The 17,646-nt window shown below is 63.6% G+C and carries 11 protein-coding genes and 3 pseudogenes; 5 read left to right on the plus strand and 9 right to left on the minus strand.

Annotated elements, in window-relative coordinates; all coding sequences use genetic code 11:
- The coding region (locus AC0L2C_RS06145) for a saccharopine dehydrogenase family protein (RefSeq protein WP_473522977.1) at positions 1-950 on the minus strand (950 nt) is incomplete at its 3' end.
- Between the two features lie 124 nt (positions 951-1,074).
- Between AC0L2C_RS06145 and AC0L2C_RS06150 the strand changes: the two genes are divergently transcribed.
- A complete protein-coding gene (locus tag AC0L2C_RS06150; protein ID WP_128175259.1) occupies positions 1,075-1,503 on the plus strand; it encodes an Lrp/AsnC family transcriptional regulator in 429 nt (142 codons plus the stop codon).
- Positions 1,504-1,794: 291 nt separating this feature from the next.
- Complete coding sequence (locus AC0L2C_RS06155; protein WP_287225104.1) at positions 1,795-3,063, plus strand: amidohydrolase/deacetylase family metallohydrolase; 1,269 nt, start codon at positions 1,795-1,797, stop codon at positions 3,061-3,063.
- Here AC0L2C_RS06155 and AC0L2C_RS06160 read toward each other — a convergent pair.
- The 7 genes and pseudogenes from AC0L2C_RS06160 to AC0L2C_RS06190 form a co-directional block, all read right to left on the minus strand.
- On the minus strand, positions 3,054-4,823 hold the full coding sequence (locus AC0L2C_RS06160; RefSeq protein WP_473522978.1) for a flavin-containing monooxygenase: 1,770 nt from the start codon (positions 4,821-4,823) through the stop codon (positions 3,054-3,056). The genes AC0L2C_RS06155 and AC0L2C_RS06160 overlap by 10 nt on opposite strands.
- 193 nt (positions 4,824-5,016) lie before the next feature.
- Entirely contained in the window at positions 5,017-5,961 is a 945-nt protein-coding gene (locus AC0L2C_RS06165; RefSeq protein WP_287225102.1) for a MurR/RpiR family transcriptional regulator, read from the minus strand.
- A gap of 368 nt (positions 5,962-6,329) precedes the next feature.
- Positions 6,330-8,339 (minus strand): annotated as a pseudogene (locus tag AC0L2C_RS06170) (aldo/keto reductase); the annotation flags it as partial.
- Between the two features lie 124 nt (positions 8,340-8,463).
- Entirely contained in the window at positions 8,464-9,549 is a 1,086-nt protein-coding gene (locus tag AC0L2C_RS06175) for an ABC transporter ATP-binding protein (protein ID WP_473522979.1), read from the minus strand.
- 7 nt (positions 9,550-9,556) lie between these two features.
- Positions 9,557-10,422 (minus strand): annotated as a pseudogene (locus AC0L2C_RS06180) (carbohydrate ABC transporter permease).
- Entirely contained in the window at positions 10,419-11,279 is an 861-nt protein-coding gene (locus AC0L2C_RS06185; protein WP_473522980.1) for a carbohydrate ABC transporter permease, read from the minus strand. The pseudogene AC0L2C_RS06180 and the gene AC0L2C_RS06185 overlap by 4 nt, the downstream one beginning before the upstream one ends.
- An 84-nt stretch (positions 11,280-11,363) precedes the next feature.
- Positions 11,364-12,635 (minus strand): ABC transporter substrate-binding protein, encoded by a 1,272-nt coding sequence (locus tag AC0L2C_RS06190; RefSeq protein ID WP_473522981.1) that lies wholly within the window; start codon positions 12,633-12,635, stop codon positions 11,364-11,366.
- Positions 12,636-12,741: 106 nt separating this feature from the next.
- Here AC0L2C_RS06190 and AC0L2C_RS06195 point away from each other — a divergent pair.
- Both AC0L2C_RS06195 and AC0L2C_RS06200 read left to right on the plus strand, forming a co-directional pair.
- Positions 12,742-13,612: pseudogene (locus AC0L2C_RS06195) on the plus strand (helix-turn-helix domain-containing protein).
- A 71-nt stretch (positions 13,613-13,683) separates the two neighbouring features.
- Positions 13,684-13,950: a GNAT family N-acetyltransferase gene (locus tag AC0L2C_RS06200; RefSeq protein ID WP_287068149.1), complete on the plus strand. Its 267-nt coding sequence runs from the start codon at positions 13,684-13,686 to the stop codon at positions 13,948-13,950.
- A 253-nt stretch (positions 13,951-14,203) separates the two neighbouring features.
- Here AC0L2C_RS06200 and AC0L2C_RS06205 read toward each other — a convergent pair whose 3' ends face one another.
- Positions 14,204-14,338, minus strand: a complete 135-nt coding sequence (locus AC0L2C_RS06205; RefSeq protein WP_287068147.1) for a hypothetical protein — start codon at positions 14,336-14,338, stop codon at positions 14,204-14,206.
- A gap of 1,850 nt (positions 14,339-16,188) precedes the next feature.
- Here AC0L2C_RS06205 and AC0L2C_RS06210 point away from each other — a divergent pair.
- Positions 16,189-17,472, plus strand: a complete 1,284-nt coding sequence (locus AC0L2C_RS06210; RefSeq protein WP_287123496.1) for a cystathionine gamma-synthase family protein — start codon at positions 16,189-16,191, stop codon at positions 17,470-17,472.
- Positions 17,473-17,646 lie beyond the last annotated feature (174 nt).

Genomic DNA, 17,646 nt, shown 5'->3' on the forward strand with positions numbered 1-17,646 from the left:
TGGGGGGTGGTGCGCGGGCGGCGCCCCCCCCGCGGGCCCCGCCCCGGCGTTGGTCCTTGGTGGGGGGGGCCGCCGCCCCCCCCGCGGCGCCCGGCGGCCCCCCCCCTGACGGTGACGAAGACGATGACCACGTCCTGCAGCGTCGCCGGCAGGGCGCTCTCAAAAATGTCCTTCAGCACGTCGCGGCGGTGGCGCAGGCCAAGATCGTTGAGCAGCGCCTTCATGATCGCGGCGTGGCCGGGGTAGCGGATGGTGCGATAGTTCAGCGTGCGCACCTTGCCCTTCAGCGTTTCGGCCAGCGTGCCGAGCCCACCCGAGGTGTTGAACGCCTCGTAGGTGACGCCGTCGAGCGAGAATTCCTCGCGCTCCTCCAGCGGCGGCACCTCGATCAGCTCGCCTTCGACGATCGCCTCGCAAGGCTCGCAATATTCGTTGATGACGCCGTCCGTGCTCCATGTCAGATTGTAGTTCAGCGCATTCGACGGGTACTGCGGCAGCGCGCCGACCCGCATGCGCACGCTTTCCAGCGTGTCGAAGCGGCTGGCGAGATCGTTGGCGACGATCGAGATGAAGCCCGGCGCCAGCCCGCATTGCGGGATGAAGGCGCTGTCGGCGGTACGCGCCAATTGCCTGACGCGCCGGGTCGCGACGACATCCTCGGTCAGGTCGAGATAATGCACACCGGCGCTGGCCGCCGCCTCGGCGATGCGCGTGGTCAGGTGGAAGGGCGCGGCGCTGAGCACCGCGAACTTGCCGGCCAGAGCCGCTTCGAGTGTGCCGGCGGCTTCGATGTCGAGCTGCAGCGTCTCGACCGTTTCAGGCAGTTCGGCCGCGCCGAGCTGTGCGGCCAAGCGGTCGACGAGGGTTATGTGATAGTCGCCGGTGGAAGCCAGCATCTCGGCGATGGTCGAGCCGATCTTGCCGGCGCCGACAATTATGATGTCCTTCATGACAGTTCCCTCGCCTTGCCTTTCACAGAGCGGACAGAATCGCAGCTTGCCTGTCGAAAGGAAGTGTTGAACTGTTCAAAACGAAGTGCCAAATTGGACAGTATGCCGATGAGGTTCGTCGAAAGTGCTTAGCAACGCCGAACAGGCCCTGCTCTCCCTGCTGCGCGCGAATGCGCGCGCGTCGACGGCCGAACTGGCGCGGCGGCTCGGCGTGTCGCGGACGACGGTGCAGAGCCGGATCGAGCGGCTGGAACAGCGCGGCATCATCACCGGCTATGGCGTCAGGCTTTCACCCGACTACGAACAGGGACTGGTGCGGGCGCATGTCCTGCTCACCGTCACGCCCAAGCTTGCCGACAAGGTGGTGCGTAGCCTGCAGGCGTTGCCGCCGGTGCGGACGCTGCATTCGGTGAGCGGCAATTTCGACATGATCGTCGTCGTCGACGCGCCGTCGATCAAGGATCTCGACACGCTGCTTGATGAGATTGGCGCGATGGACGGGGTCGAGCGGACATCGTCGTCGATCATCCTGTCGACGCGGATCGACCGGTGAGTGCCTTGGCGGAGCATGGCACCGCTTCCCTCCTTCCAAAATGCTGCTGCCGGGCAGAACCTTGCGGAAAGTCGGCGGGACAGCGCCCCCCTCTGTCCTGCCCTCTTTGCCAAAACTTGGCATCTCCCGCACTTGGGGGGAGATCGGCAATTTTTGGCGCTACGCTTACGCTTGCGACGCTCCTGTAACAAAGCAACATGAAGTACGAAAAAATGTTGCTTTCTGACATGGCCTGTATGAGAATTGCGCGGACAGGCCGGTTGAACGAGAACAGACAGGAGCCGGACGCCGATGCAATTTGATCTCCTGCTGAAGGGCGGCCGCCTCATCGATCCGGCATCCGGCCTCGATGCGCAACGCGATCTGGCCATCGCCAACGGCCGCATCACCGCGATCGATCCCGACATTCCCTTCGAGCGCGCCGCGCGCGTCATCGATGCGACGGGGTCCATCGTCGCGCCCGGCCTCATCGACCTGCACAGCCACGTCTATTGGGGCGGCACCTCGCTTGGCGTCGATGCCGACCGCCTCGCTGCAAAAAGCGGCACCACAACCTTCATCGACGCCGGAAGCGCTGGCGCCGGCAACCTCCTCGGCTTTCGCCGCCACGTCATCGAGCGCTCGAAGCTCCGCATCCTGGCCTATGTCAACATTTCCTTTGCCGGCATTTTCGGCTTCTCGCAGACCGTTTCGGTTGGCGAGTGCAGCGATCTGCGGCTCTGCGAACCGCGCGAGACGGTGGCGGCGGTGCGCGAGCACGCAGACGTGGTCGTCGGCGTAAAGGTACGCTCGGGTCGCCATGCCGGCGGCAGCAGCGGCATCGCGCCGGTCGATCTGGCGCTCGAGGCTGCCGACCAGGCCGGCCTGCCGCTGATGGCGCATATCGACGAGCCGCCGCCAGGCCGTTCGGAAGTGCTGCCGCGGCTGCGCAAGGGCGACATCCTCACCCACTGCTTCCGGCCGTTTCCCAACGCGCCGGTCTTCGCCTCGGGCGCGGTCCGGCCCGACATGCGGCTGGCGCGCGAGCGCGGCGTCATCTTCGACATCGGCCACGGCATGGGCTCGTTCGATTTCTCGGTTGCCAGGGCGATGCTCAGCGAAGGGCTGGCGCCTGACGTGATCAGCAGCGACGTGCATCTCTACTGCGTCGACGGCCCCGCCTTCGACATTCTGGTCTGCATGTCGAAATTGATGGCGCTCGGCATGCCGCTGGTCGAGGTGCTGCGCGCGGCGACACAACGGCCGGCCGAGGCGATCGCAAGGCCCGAGCTTGGCACGCTTAAGGTCGGTGCCGTCGGCGACATCGCGGTGCTGCGGCTGCGTCCGGGCCGTTTTACCTTTGTCGACGCGGTCGGTGCCTCGCTGACCGCCGAGCAGAGACTGGTCTCGGACGGCATCGTGGTCGGCGGCACCTGGTGGCCGAACGAAGCGGCTAACGATTTTGGCGATACCGACCGCTACGAAGCGCATGCGCATCAGACGCATGTCGATGTGGTGAGCCGGCATTTCGGGCGTGGGTCTCCCACAAGGGGAGAAGGAGAGATGCGCTGCTACCCATAGACCGGCGTCGCCATTCCTTCCATCCGCGCCTTGATCTGCAGCGCCACATATTTCGAATAGAAGCGCGACAGCGCCAGATTGCCGCCGTGGAACCATAGCGCTTCCTGCGCCGTCGGCTTCCACATGTTGCGCAATTCGCCTTGCCATGGTCCGGGGTCACCTTTCACGCCCGAGCCAATCCCCCAGCACGGCCCGACCTCGTCAGCGACGTCGCGCGAGACGATCGCCGCTACGGTTTCGTTCATCGACTGATAGCCGGTGCAGGAGATAATCGCATCGGCCGCCAATTCGCTGCCGTCGTCGAACAGGATTCCGGTCGGCGTCAGCGACTTGATCTCGACGCCGCTGCGGACGCCGATCGCGCCCTCGATGATCAGATCGGAAGCGCCGACGTCGATATAGTAGCCCGAGCCGGTGCGGTAGGCCTTCATCAGCAGCCCGGTCTCGTCGTCGCCGAAATCGATGGCGAAGCCGGCACCGCGCAAGCGGTCGTAGAAGGCCGCGTCACGCGCCTTGATGATGTCGTACAGCGCCCGCTGGCTTTGCGGCAGCAGCGCGAACGGCGTCGAGGCGACGATCATGTCGGCCTTTTCGGTGGTGATGCCGCGGGCCAGCGCCTTTTCCGAAAAGATCTCGAAGCCGACTTCCATCAGCGCGTCTGACTTGACCACCGTCGTCGGCGAGCGCTGGATCATGGTCACCGCAGCGCCGCTCTCCCAGAGGTCGACGGCGACATCGTGCCCCGAACTCGCCGCGCCGATGACCGCGACGCGTCTGTCGCGGAATGTCTCGCCGCTAAAATACTGGCTGGAATGCAGGATTTCGCCCTGGAACGCAGCGGCGCCCGGCAGGTCGATCTGCCGCGGCGGGCCATAGGCGCCGGTCGCAAAGACGATGTGTTTTGGCATCAGCGTGATGCGCTCGCCGGCGCGATCGACCTCGACCGTCCAGATTTTTTTGGCTTCGTCGTAGGACGCGCTGATGCATTCTGTGGAGGTCCAGTAATTGAGCTCCATGACGCGCGTGTACATTTCCAGCCAGTCGCCCATCTTGTCCTTGGGCGTGAACACCGGCCAGTTCTCCGGAAACGGGATGTAGGGCAGATGGTCGTACCAGACCGGATCGTGCAGCACGAGCGAGCGATAGCGGTTGCGCCAGGAATCGCCGGCCTGCGCATTCTTCTCGATGACGATCGCCGGCACGCCGAGTTGCCGCAGCCGTGCGCCCAGCATGATGCCGCCCTGGCCGCCGCCGATGACCAGGCAATAGGGCTGCTCAATGGCACCGAGATCACGCGTCTCGCGCGCCCTCGCCTCGGCCCAGGTCTCGCGGTCCGGGTCGGCCTTGTGGCGGACACCCAGCGGCCGCGCCGGTCCCCTGCGCTCCTCAAAACCCCTGAGGTCGCTCATCGCCGTGAACAGCGTCCGGCATCTGCCGTCCTGCAGGCGCATGATGCCTTGGCCCCAGGCCGACAACGTCTCGAAGCTGAACCAGGCCTCTATCATGCCTTCGTGCGAGCTTGCCTCGCCACTGAGCTGCCAGGCGGTCGGCTTGGTCGCCGCCAGAGTGGCATCCAGCATGTCGCGGATCGCCGCGCGGCCTTCCATCGTCTTGATGTTCCAGGTGAAGGTCAGCAGATCGCGCCAGTAGCAGTCCTCGACGAACAGATTGGTCGCGGCCGCGGCGTCGCCCGCCTCGAGGGCGCGGGAGAGAGAGGAAAGCCAGCTGGCCGCCTGTTTTGATGGTGCCATGTCGAGCATTTTTTTCTCCTTCGAGTCGGCGCCGGTCTGTCCTTCTCCCCTTGTGGGAGATGGTGGCCGAGCGAAGCTCGGTCGGATGAGGGGTGTTCCAGAGAACACCAACGTCTCACTCCGTCCAACACCCCTCATCCGTCTTGGCACTGCGCGCCAATCCACCTTCTCCCACAAGGGGAGAAGGAAGAAGCCGCGCTGCTCAATCCCCCAGCGGCTCCATCTCCTTGCCCGTCCTGTGGATCTGGGCGTTGTATTTGATGCGGCGGACGGTTTCGCGGGCCGAGCCGTCGAGCTTGTAGGCGGCCGCCACCGCCATCAGGTCGATCGCGGCCAGAAAGGCGAAGCGCGAGGCGGTCGGCTTCAGCGTGTCGGGATATTCCGGCACCGCCACCGTCAGCCTGACGTCGCAGGCGCGGGCAAGCTCGGTGTCGGGCGCGGTCACGCCGATCGCGTTGGCGCGGTAATGCTTGGCGAGCTCGACGGCCTCGATCACTTCGCGGGTGCGTCCGGTCGCCGAAATGGCGATCACCAGGTCGCCGGGTTTCAGGGTCGAGGCGGTCATCCGCATCAGATAGGGGTCGCACTGGGCGCTGACGGTGATGCCATAGCGGAACAGCCGGTACTGGGTCTCCTGCGCCAGCGCCGAAGAGCTGCCGCCGAGGCCGAACACCGTGACCTGGCGCGCCTTGGCGATGAGCTCGGCGGCTTTCAGCAGCTGCGCCGGATCAAGCTGCCGTTCGGCCTCCTGCAGCGCCCGGCGGGCCTCGCCGAACACGGCATTCCAGAACGGCATGCCATTGTCGCTGTTCAGCGGCGGCGGCTTGCTCAGATAGAGCGCGCCGACGACCAGGCTTTGCGCCAGCTTCAGCTTGAAATCGCGAACCCCTTCGCAGCCGATGGCGCGGCAGAACCGGGTTACCGTGGGTTCGCTGACCTGGGCGCGCTGGGCGAGCACGGCATTGGAGGCGTCGACCGCGAATTTGACGTCGTCGAGCACGACATCGGCGACGCGCCGCTCCGCCGGGCGCAATTCACAGTAAGAGTCCTTCACCAGCGAAATGATGTCGGGGATGCGCCTGACATGATCGCGTCCATCGGCTTCGTCCCCCGAGGTCGGCCGTCCTTGGCCGTCTGCTTCGGTCATGACTCATCCCTGCCGTTCGTGGAACTCGACCTCTACCATGTTTGCGCGGCAGTTTGCGAAGTATGTAGGAAAGAAACAAGCTTTTCAAGAAATAGAAAAGCTAATTTAAACAACACCGTAGTCGCGGTGCAAACGATCCCGATGATTAGAGCCGTGGTCGCCGTTCGATCGCAAGTCGGAGAGTTACAGGACGCGCTTCCCCTTCTCCCCTTGTGGGAGAAGGTGTCGCCGAAGGCGACGGATGAGGGGTGCTCCAGGTTGGCACTGACGCACTCCGTCCAGCACCCCTCATCCGTCTCGGCGCTGCGCGCCGATCCACCTTCTCCCACAAGGGGAGAAGGAAAGGGCAGCGTGCGTCGATGCTGATCCGATCCGCCATCCAGCCACGCAATGTCGTCGGGCGAAAGCGCAATGTCGAGCGCCTGCAGGCTGTCCTCCAGTTCGTCGAGCGTGCGTGGTCCGATCAGCGGGACGGACGGGAACGGCTGGGCCAGGACGTAGGCGAGCGCGACATGGATCGGGCTCTTGCCCAGCCGGTTGGCGAGCTCGATCGCCCGGTCGCGGCGGTCGAAATTCTTCTCGGAGTACCAGACCCGGACCAGCTCTTCATTGTCACGCTGGTCACGCCCGGCGCGGCCGGTGAAAAAACCCCGTCCCTGGCTCGACCAGGCGAAATTGGGCATCTGCCGGGCGGTCAGCCAGGCCTTCCAGTCGTCGCTCGACGAGGTGACGCAACCCGGCCAGATCGGCACCAGCATCTCGGCCAGTGAAAAATTGTTCGAAAGCGCGCCAGGCTTCTGCTTGCCGGTCCGCTCGGCATAGGCAATCGCCTCGTCCATGCGTTCCCTCGTCCAGTTCGAGCCGCCGAACGGACCGCGGATGCGGCCAGCCCTGACCTCCCGGTCCATCGCATCGACGAATTCGTCGACCGGCACGTCGGGATCGTCGCGGTGCATGAAATAGACGTCGACATGATCGGTCTGCAGCCGGTCGAGCGACTGGGTGAGCTGCTTGCCGATCACATCGGGATAGCAGAGCGGGGTGTGCGCGCCCTTGCCGATGACTACCGCTTGCTCACGCACGCCGCGGTTTTTCAGCCATTGGCCGAGCAGCGTTTCGGTGTAGCCGCTGCCGTAGATGAAGGCGGTGTCGAAGACGTTGCCGCCGGCTTCGAAATAGGCATCGAGCAGGATCATGCCGGAGGAGAAGGTGCGAAAATCCTCGAAGCCGAGCGCCAGGCACGAGGCCGGCCGCGGCAGGCCCGGAATTTCGCGCTTCGCAATGATGGTGCCGCCGGAGCGCAGCCGCCGGCCAGAAATGGTGTCGACGCGTTTTTCGGGTTTTTCGATCTCGTATTCGAGCCCGATGGCGGCACGCCATTTGTCGAGCACACGCAGATTGCCGAGACTGTCGGCCCAGCCCATGCCCGGCCAGGCAAACTCCTGCTTTCCGGCCAGGATCGCCTCGCCGGCGGCGTCGACCTCGAAAGCGTAGAGCCAGCGGTCTTCCCTGACCTCGACCACCTCCTCACCGCCTGAACGGATGATGCGGATCTCGCCGGTGCCGCCTTCCCTGCCGCTCGCATACCAGAAGTCCGCGACCTCGATGCGGCCTTTGGTACCAAGGATGCGCAGGACATTGTCCTGGGCGAGCGAGATGCCGCAGGAGACTTCGGCGACGATGCCGTTGGGAAAATGCAGCAGCGCCGAAGCCCATTCGTCGACGCCGGACTGGCCGAGATGCGCCGCACCCGCCACCTTGTCCGGCTCGGCGAAAAGCTTTCCCGATGCGGCCCCGGCAATCAGCCGCGCCATCGAAACGGGGTAGCCGCCGACGTCGAGAATGCCGCCGCCGGCGAGATCGTTGGCATAAAGCCGGTGCTCCGGCATGAAGCCAGGCATGGCGAAGCCGAAGCTCGATTTCACCATGCGCACCTCGCCGATTGCGCCGGACCTGACGAGGTCGACCAGCTTTGCCGTCTGCGGATGCAGCCGGTACATGAAGGCCTCGCCGAGAAAGGTGCCGGCCCTGCGCGCTGCATGGATCATCGCGTCGGCCTCGAAAGCGGTGAGCCCCATCGGCTTTTCGCAAAGCACATGTTTTCCGGCCTCGGCCGCCCTGATCGCCCATTCGGCGTGGCTGGGATGCGGCGTCGAAATGTAGACTGCGTCGACGTCCGGATCGGTGAGCAGAGCCTCGTAGCCGTCGAGGATGCGGGCACCGGGGAAGTTTTCATTAAGGCCCGATTTGCCGGGATTGCGCGCACCAATGGCGACCAATGTGCCGGTGCGCGAATGGGCGACGCCGCCGGCAAAGGCCTTGGCGATGGTGCCGGGCCCGAGAATGCCCCAGCGGATTTTTTGTGGTTCGGACGTCATTCCTGGATCTCCTTGGGGTCGCCTCGGCGTTGCGAGTTGGTGAAAGAAAAATTGCGTGTCTTGGTGTGCATGGCGTTGTCCCAAACCGCTGCGCGGTTCACGCCCGAGGGCATGCTTTTGGGCACTAGCGAATGCGAGCACCTGACTTGTCGAAGAGGAGCGACCGGCCGGCCTTGATCGACACCACCATGTGGTCGCCAGTCGCCCGCTGCCGCGATGCCTCGCGCTCGATGATCAGTTCGTCTGGTCCGGCATTGGCATAGACGTAGCTCACCGATCCGAGGTGCTCGGCGACATCGGCCTTGACGGCGATGTCGCAATCGCCTTCGCCGGCCTCGAAGAAATGCTCCGGCCGCACACCGAGCACGACCTCGGCGCCGACCGCAGGCGGGGCGCCCGACAGCGGTTTCTGCAGCCGAGCGCCGCCATGGTTGGCGAGTTCGAGGAGCGTTGCATTGCCGTCGTTGCCGACCACTTGTGCCGCCAGAAAATTCATCTTCGGTGAGCCGACGAAACCGGCGACGAAGCGGTTGGCGGGGTCGTCATAGAGATCGAGCGGTGCGCCGATCTGCTCGATATTGCCGGCGTTGAGCACGACAATTCTGTCGGCCAGCGTCATTGCTTCGGTCTGGTCGTGCGTCACATAGATCATGGTGACGCCGAGCTCCTTGTGCAGGCGCGAGATCTCGACCCGCATCTGCACCCTGAGCTCGGCGTCGAGATTGCTCAGCGGTTCGTCGAACAGAAACACCTGCGGCTCGCGCACGATGGCGCGGCCGATGGCGACGCGCTGGCGCTGGCCGCCCGACAATTGCCGCGGGCGCCGCTTCATCAGCTCGGCGATGCGCAGGATCTCGGCGGCCCGCTTCACCCGCCGCTCGGTGTCAGCTTTCGGGTTGCCGTTCATTCTCAGCCCGAAGCTCAGATTCTGCTCGACGCTCATATGCGGATAGAGCGCGTAGGACTGGAACACCATGGCGATGCCGCGGTCCGCCGGCTCGACATTGTTCACTAGCTTGCCGCCGATGGCGATCTCGCCGCCGCTGATGTCCTCGAGCCCGGCGATCATCCTGAGCAGCGTGGACTTGCCGCAGCCGGAGGGGCCGACGAAGACGACGAATTCGCCGTCATCGACGTCGATGTTCGCGCCGTGAACGATCTCGAAGACGCCGAAGCGCTTGACGACTTTTTTGAGTGTGACCGCTGCCATGCTGATCCTATTTGATGGCGCCGGCGGCAATGCCGGCGACGAAATGGCGCTGCAAGAGCACGAACACGACGAGCATCGGCACGGTGAGCATCACGGCGCCCGCCATGATGCCGCCCCACGACACTTTGGTAAGGCCGATCAGCGTGCCGAGCGCCACCGGCGCCGTCATCGCGCCGGGCTTGGAATTGATCAGCAGCGGCCAGAGATAATTGTTCCAGGAGGCAAGGAAAGGATGATGGCGAGCGCCGCCAGCATCGGCCGCGCCAGCGGCAGCGCGACGAACAGGAAGATCCGCCATTCCTTGACCCCCTCGACGCGTGCGGCGTCGAACAGATCGCCCGGCATCATCGAGAAGCTCTGCCGCATGAACAGCACGCCGAGCGAATTGAACAGCGGCGGCACGATCAGCGCCACCCAGGTGTTGGCGAGCTTGAAGTCGCGCGCCACCATGATGAATTGCGGGATCAGCACGACAGCATAGGGCAGCGTGATGGTGCCGAGGATGATCGCGACGACGACGCCCTTGCCGAAGAACTGGTAGCGCGCCAGCGCCCAGCCGGCCATCGAGGTGAGCAGCACCGACAGGAACGTATAGGTCACCGCCACCGAGACCGAGATGCCGATGGCGCCGATGAAATTGGTGTCGCGCTGCAGGTTGCTGACGTTGTCGAGGAAGCTGCCGTGCGGCAAAAGCTCGATGCTGGGGCTGAAAATGCCCCTGTCGGGCATGGTCGAGAAGATCACCATCATCCACAGCGGAAACAGCCAGATCAGCGCCAGCGGCGTCAGGAAGAGATGCAGCGCGATGCTGCGTCCCAATCTGGAGGAGGAGCGGCTGGAGGAGGAACGGCTCGAAGCGGAACGTGAGCTCATTTCGGCTCCCTCGTCAGCCACAGTTGCACCAGCGGGATGGCGATCGCCAGCCCGGCCATGGTGTAGGCGATGGCCGAGGCGTAGCCGAAATTGAGCGACCTGAAACCCTGGCGGTAAAGCAGCAGCCCGAGCGTTTCGGCGCCGCCGCCTGGCCCGCCGCGCTCGGTGATCAGGAAGGGTTCGGTGAACAGCTGCATGGTGCCGATGATCGACAGCACGGCGCAGAACACGATGATCGGCTTGAGCAGCGGCAGGGTGATGTAGAAGAACTGCTTGAGCTTGCTGACGCGGTCCAGCGTCGCCGCCTCATAGACATCCTGGGGGATGGACTGCAAGCCGGCGAGCAGGATGATGGCGTTGTAGCCGGCCCAGCGCCAGGTCACCGCGATCATGATCACCGCCATCGCCGGGGTGACGTTGGAAAACCAGTCGATACGCGGCAGGCCGACGCTGTTCAGCAGCTTGTTGATGATGCCGTAGTCGAGATTGAACATCAGCCGGAACACCGCCGAATAGGCGACTTCGCCGACCACGACCGGGGCGAAAAAGGCGAAGCGGAACAGGCCACGGGCCTTGAGCAGCGGCGAATTGAGCAGCACCGCCATGACGATCGCCAAAGTGATCATCACCGGCACCTGGATGACGAGGATGAGCAGCGTGTTCTTCAAGGCGTTGAAAAAGGCCGGGTCGCCGATCAGCCGGCCCCAGTTGAAGGTCGGCGCGAACCGCCACGGCACGGTGCGCGTCGCCTGGAAGGAGATCAGGAAGGAGTTGATGATCGGCCACAGCCAGAAGATCGAGAAGATCAGCAGATAGGGCGCGAGGAAGCGGTACGCCGTGGCGTTCTGATAGCGCATCGTTGCCTCCTTCGCTTCCCGTTTCTAGGTTTACCGGCCTGCCTTGCCTTCTCCCACAAGGGGAGAAGGGGAGTCGCGTTCAGATCACTCCTCGACCGGCAGGCCGGTCGCCGAGGCGATCTGGCTTGCGGCATCGTCGAGCGCCGCCTTGGCGTCGGGGTAGCCGCCGCCGAGATATTTGGTCTGCACTGCGCGGACGATGATTTCCGCGTCGCTCTGGAACGGCGTGCCGCGGCTGGGGACGACTTTCGGCAAGGTGCCGAGAATCTCCTTCCACACCGCCTGGCCGCCCCAATAGGGCTGGCCTTCGGAGACATAGGGGTCGTCGAGCGCCGAGATCAGCGACGGCACCAGGCCAAAACCCTTCAGCATCGCTATCTGGCCCTCATTGGTCGCGAGCGCGTATTTCAGGTAGGCGTAGGCGGCTTCCTTGTTGTTCGACACCGAGGTGATGGCGAGCGAGGAACCGCCGAGATTGGCGGCGCGCGGGCCGTCGGCGGTGAGGCTCGGCATCAGGTAGACGCCCCATTTGCCGCTGCCGTCGGGCGACTCGGTGCGTATGGTGCCCTCGTACCAGCCGCCATACATCTGGCTGGCGACCTTGTCGGCGGTGTTGTTGGTGATCTTGGTGCCCCAGTCGGCCGAGGTGATGATGCCGGCGTCCTTCATCTCCTTGATCTTGGTCATTGACGCCACGCAGCCCGGCTGGTTGACGGTGATCGACTGCCCGTCGGCGGCGAAATAGGCGCAGCCCTGCTCGTTGGCGATCATGCGGAAGAATTCGGAGTCGCCGTTGAAATCGGCGTTGGTCATCGTCACGCCGGGATTGGCCTCCTGGATCTTCTTGCCGGCGGCAATGAAATCGTCCCAGGTCTTGATCGAGGTCGGGTCGACGCCGGCCTTCTCATAGAAGTCGCGGCGATAGTACATCGCCACCGGGCCGGAATCCCACGGCATCGCATAGGCCTTGTCTTCCACTTCGAGCTCGGTGCGCTTGAAATCGGGGAATTTTGCCTGGTCTTCGGCGGTATAGCCGAGCGTATGGAGGTCGACGAAGCAGTCCGGGAACTGGCTCCAGTAGTTCTCGGCCTCACCGTTCTCGATCGTCACGATGTCCGGCAGCCCCTCGCCGCCGGCGGCGCAGCCGGCGATCGACTTGTCGTAGGTCGGCTGGTTGCCGAGATCCTGGACCGTGACCTTGATGTCGGGGAACTGCTTGTTAAAACCTTCTATGGTGGCCTTCAGCGACGAAGCGGCGACGTTCCAGCTCCAGATCGTGATTTCGCCGGATTGCGCAAAGGCCGGGGCTGAGCCCAGGGCAAGCGCGAACGCGGCGCAGGTCAGTGTGATGCGCATTGAAATCCTCCCATTTCATTTGCTCTCTCTTCGCGAGCATGGCTAGACTAGGCGCCGGCGAAGGCTTGTCCGCGACAAAGGGAATAAAGAATGGGCGGAAAGTAAGATGCCGGAAAGGCCGTTTTACCAGCCCGGCGCCAGCAGCGTGGAGGGTCTGCCGCTGCTGCTGCAGATGTTTCACACCCAGCCCCTGGTGATGCTGAAGCCGCATTGGCATGCCCAGGTCGAGGTGAATTTCATCGTCCGCGGCGCCGTGCACTACCGCATGGACGAGCACGAGATCGCGCTTTCGGCCGGCGACATGTGCCTGTTCTGGGGCGGCCTGCCGCACCAGATGGACGATGCGTCGGACGATGCCGTCTATGCCGGCGCGCATCTGCCGCTGGTGCACTTCTTCCGGCTGCACCTGCCCGCCGACGTCCGCAACCGGCTGATGACCGGCGCGACATTGGTGACCAATGCCACCGACCGGTCCGACAGCGACAATTTCGAGCGCTGGAACCGCTACGTCCGCTCGGGCGATGCGGGCAAGGCCGAGCACGCCGTCAACGAACTCTTGCTGCGGCTGGAGCGGGTGCGCTTCGAACCCTACCGGCTGGTACCCGAAACGCCGATCGAGCAGGAAGCAGGCAGCCCCTTCGACCAGCAATCGCTGCGCAATGTCGGGCGCATGTGCGACTTCATCGCCGAGAGTTTTCCTCTACGACATCGACTGCGTCGACATCGCGGCGGCGGCCGACATCCATCCCAAATACGCCATGAGCGTTTTCAAGAAGTCGACCGGCATGACGCTCAACGAGTATGTCAATTTGTTGCGGCTCAGCTACGCCCAGGCGCTGCTGATGCACCAGGACGCCAACGTGCTGCGCGTCGCCATGGACTCCGGTTTCGGCTCGCTCAGCGCCTTCAACAAGTCGTTCCGCAAGCTGGCCGGCATGTCGCCGTCGGATTTTCGCAAAGGCGCCGGCGCCAGATAGCAATGCGCAGGGCATTTCGAGGTCGATGCCGGCGCGCTCGATCCATTCGCACCGGCCAACCTCCCGATCCCGTGCCCTGCCTGCTGCTCGGACAGCTGGCCACCGACGCCGGCTGGGCCGGCCGCGGCATCGGAACCGGCCTGGTCAAGCACGCGCTGCAGCGCTGCGTAATGGCTGCGGAGCTCGTCGGCGGCCGCGCGCTCCTGGTCAACGCCATCGATCCCGAAGCCGCCGCGTTCTGGCAGCGGCGTGGTTTCATTCCGCTAAGGGATGACCCGCTCGTGCTGTTCCGCTCGATTGCGGCGATTGCCGCTTCGTTGGCCAACGCGCATGGATGAAGATCGGCCGGAAACGGCCACGGCTAGCGCCAGTCGAGCCCGCGCCCCAAGAACGCACCACCGGCCCGAGGCCGGTGGTGCTCGCTGGACCGTCTGTAGGGGCAGGACCGTTCCAGGGGATCCCTTAGGATCGGACTCGAATGTCGGCTGTTTCTTGACCCACGGCATCGGCCGAACAGATGAAGCAGCCCGGCAAGTGACCAAGAATCTCGATGCTAGGATGCGCCGCCGCGCAGCGCATGATTTGCGATTTTTATTCGGCTGCGTCAGGAATTTCGCCGGAGGTATCGTCGGCCGGATCGGCCTTTCTTGCCAGGAACTTGTCCAGGGCTGCCTGCAAGGACAGGGTGGCCTGCGGCGAGGCCGGCGTCGTCGAAACGACAGCCATTGCATGAGCAATTCCCCGCGTGGACTTATCCCTAGCCGCCGCAGACGTTGCGGCTCCGTGGCCCTGCGATCCGGCTGCAGCCGAGTTTCCGCCATTGCCGTTGCTTGCGCCATTACCCTTCCCGCCACCATTGCCGCCGGGGCCGGCGAGGACTGGAGACGCGACAAGGGCGAGAGCGGCGACCGTTGCGAACAGACTGGTTCGAGTTTTCATAATTCCTCCTTCGAGCCGCCCTCCCGCCAGGATGGTTCCAGACTATAAATAGGAGGACTCTCTAATATGATGGTCCACTACTTCGCCAGTTTGGTTTAAATACACCTGTCCGCAAGGGACCTTGGTCCGAAATTGAAAAGCAAAAGTCCTAACTCTATTGGGGGTATTCCGAGCGGCGAACAAAGCGCCTGAAGGCCACAGGCAGCCGGCAAGTGACAAGCTCGCTCCGTCTGCTGGGTGATGCCGTGCTGCCCAAAAACGAAAAAGCCGCGGTGGACCGCGGCTTTTCGATGCTTGATTCCCTTAGAGGACACTGGAGCGGGTGAAGCGATTCGAACGCTCGACCCCGACCTTGGCAACCCAATGATTCCACCAAACTCATCGTCGCAAACCGTAACCTATTCAGCCAGAAAACGATTGTCCAGCGCTCCGGGAGCGGAACACTCTGTCCCACGGAGTTCCGTCGAAAACCGCGCCTTGCGGCTCCCCCTCGGAAACCCGGCAAACGATCGACTCAAGCAACCCGAACACCCAGGGGAGCAAATGGCTAGGACGAGTAAGAAGCGACTGACGAACCAGGTACTTGAACGCATGACGCCGCCCAAAACAGGGCGGCTGGAAGCCCGGCCTTGCGATTGCGTGACACGGTTCTTGCTTCTACAGCTTCAGACATGCCGGGCGGCGAAGACCCTGTTCCACATCAATACCGGCGTGTGAGGTAGGGACAATGATGTCGCGTAAGCTTCTGTTCGGCCCTCCAGCAGCGTTTTTGGCCGCCGCCCTGGGGGTAGGCCTCTTGTCGTCCGTCACCTCGTGGGAATTTTTGACTGCGACCCAATCCGATTCGGTCTTTTGTTCAAGCGGCCGATCAACCGAGACCGTATCGACGTCGGCGTCGCGGACTTTGCCACCATGTCCGCCGGCCGTCACAAGGTCATAAGGAGCGCCTCGATGGCCGCGAGACTGTGGATGTGGTCGCACATAGCATTCCTGAAAGATGCGGCCGCCGCCGGTACATCCGCGGTCGGCGGAAAAGGCGTCGTAGCGCAGACAAAAATCGGGAACGAACAGCCTCCCGCGGCGGCGGCTTGCGGTTACAGGAATCGGCTACGAGTGCGCCCAGGGAAAGTTGTCATGGATCGTTCGACTCGGTTGGCATCAGCCTTTCGCGAACCGTTGCACCGCGCTACCGGCCGGAGCTCCACTATATGCGCGGCCCGGGGCCAGCCTCCGCGCGCCGCGAGAGCGCACTGAAGGCCGGCCCTCATCCCTCCTGATCTGATCTCTTGCAGTGCCGCATGCCCCAGCAACCGCGCGCCTCGCTGACCGTGCACTGCGTCTTCCGGCTTGGCGCCCAGGCACTCGGCAAAACATTTCCGGTCCGGTCGGTCCGGTATGTCTCCAATTCTCCTGCTGCCTTCGCCACTAACGGTTCTTGGTTGCCGTTCGCGCTTAGAATTAGAAAGAGATCGGACCGACCGGACCGTTTCGAGTCCGAAAACCACGTTCCTCTGGCGCGAGTGCAGCATGGCGTGCCTGATCTGTCTGGATGACCATGGACCCGAGTGGATTAGCAAGAGACTGGTGTTGGTTCTTCCTCTAATTTTGGTCTGAGAAACCTGACCGGAGGAATCGCCATGACTGCCCCACGTCCGTCCAAGACGCATATTGGAAATCATCGGCTGCATCCGGAAACGTTGATGCTGAGCTACGGCTTCGACCCTCAGCTGTCGGAAGGTGCGGTGAAGCCGCCGGTGTTCCTCACCTCGACCTTCGTGTTCCGATCTGCCGAAGAGGGCCGCGATTTCTTCGATTTCGTATCCGGACGCAAGGAACCGCCGAGCGGAACCGGAGCCGGGCTGGTCTATTCCCGCTTCAATCATCCCAACAGCGAAATCGTCGAGGATCGCCTGGCAATCTACGAAGGGGCCGAGGCCTGCATCCTGTTCTCGTCCGGCATGTCGGCCATCGCCACCACTCTGCTTGCCTTCGCCCGCCCGGGTGACGTTATCGTGCATTCGCAACCGCTTTATGGCGGCACCGAAACTTTGTTAGCCAAGACCTTGGCCAATTTTGGCGTCGGCGCTGTGGGTTTCGCCGATGGCGTCGATGAGTCAGCCATTCGCACAGCGGCGGATGAAGGCTGCAGGAAAGGCCGCGTATCGCTCATCTTCATCGAAACGCCCTCCAACCCGACCAACTCGTTGGTCGATTTCGTGGCGGTCGACCGCATCGCCGACGAGATCGCCGCCAAACAGGGACAGCGCCCGGTCGTCGTGTGCGACAATACTTTGCTCGGACCGGTTTTTCAGCGTCCGCTTGACCACGGCGTGGACGTTTCCGTTTATTCCCTGACCAAGTATGTCGGCGGCCATTCCGATCTGATCGCCGGCGCGGCACTTGGCAGCAGGGCCGTCACCAAATCCATCAAGGCGCTAAGGGGGGCGATCGGCACGCAGCTCGATCCGCACTCGTGCTGGATGCTCGGCCGCTCACTGGAAACGCTGAGCATTCGCATGGAGAAAGCCAACGCCAATGCCCGCATCGTCGCCGAATTCCTGGCCGACCACCCGAAGGTCGCAAGGGTGGCATATCTGCCGTTCCTCGGCGACGACACTCCGGCCGCAGGCGTATTCAGGACGCAATGCACGGGCGCCGGATCGACATTTTCGTTCGACATTCGCGGTGGTCAGGTCGCGGCGTTCGCGTTTCTCAATGCCCTTCAGATATTGAAACTTGCCGTCAGCCTTGGCGGCACGGAATCGCTGGCTAGCCATCCTGCCGCCATGACCCATTCGGGCGTGCCCAAGGACGTTCGGGAACGGATCGGCGTTCTTGAGTCGACAATAAGGCTGTCGATCGGCGTCGAGCACCCCGACGATCTTGTTGCCGATATCGCCCAGGCGCTTGCCCTCGCCTGAAAATATGCCTGACCGCTGGTGGGCGGACTGGCGTCCATCTCGTCGCGATTGCCGCGTCCAGGAGTCACCCTGACCCCACCGGTTTTTTTAACCGGGAGGGGGCATCTCCGCTGAAAAAAGCGCGGCGGCTCCCCCGACGCTCCCCGCGACCGGTCCAGCGCTGGCAAGAAGCCC

This window comes from Mesorhizobium sp. WSM4845, from assembly GCF_055811455.1.

Excerpts from the sequence above, each read along its gene's own strand:
- AC0L2C_RS06155 (WP_287225104.1), top strand. The coding sequence starts at position 1,795 with ATGCAATTTGATCTCCTGCTGAAGGGCGGCCGCCTCATCGATCCGGCA.
- AC0L2C_RS06160 (WP_473522978.1), bottom strand. The coding sequence starts at position 4,823 with ATGCTCGACATGGCACCATCAAAACAGGCGGCCAGCTGGCTTTCCTCT.
- AC0L2C_RS06165 (WP_287225102.1), bottom strand. The coding sequence starts at position 5,961 with ATGACCGAAGCAGACGGCCAAGGACGGCCGACCTCGGGGGACGAAGCC.
- AC0L2C_RS06175 (WP_473522979.1), bottom strand. The coding sequence starts at position 9,549 with ATGGCAGCGGTCACACTCAAAAAAGTCGTCAAGCGCTTCGGCGTCTTC.
- AC0L2C_RS06185 (WP_473522980.1), bottom strand. The coding sequence starts at position 11,279 with ATGCGCTATCAGAACGCCACGGCGTACCGCTTCCTCGCGCCCTATCTG.
- AC0L2C_RS06190 (WP_473522981.1), bottom strand. The coding sequence starts at position 12,635 with ATGCGCATCACACTGACCTGCGCCGCGTTCGCGCTTGCCCTGGGCTCA.
- AC0L2C_RS06205 (WP_287068147.1), bottom strand. The coding sequence starts at position 14,338 with ATGGCTGTCGTTTCGACGACGCCGGCCTCGCCGCAGGCCACCCTGTCC.
- AC0L2C_RS06210 (WP_287123496.1), top strand. The coding sequence starts at position 16,189 with ATGACTGCCCCACGTCCGTCCAAGACGCATATTGGAAATCATCGGCTG.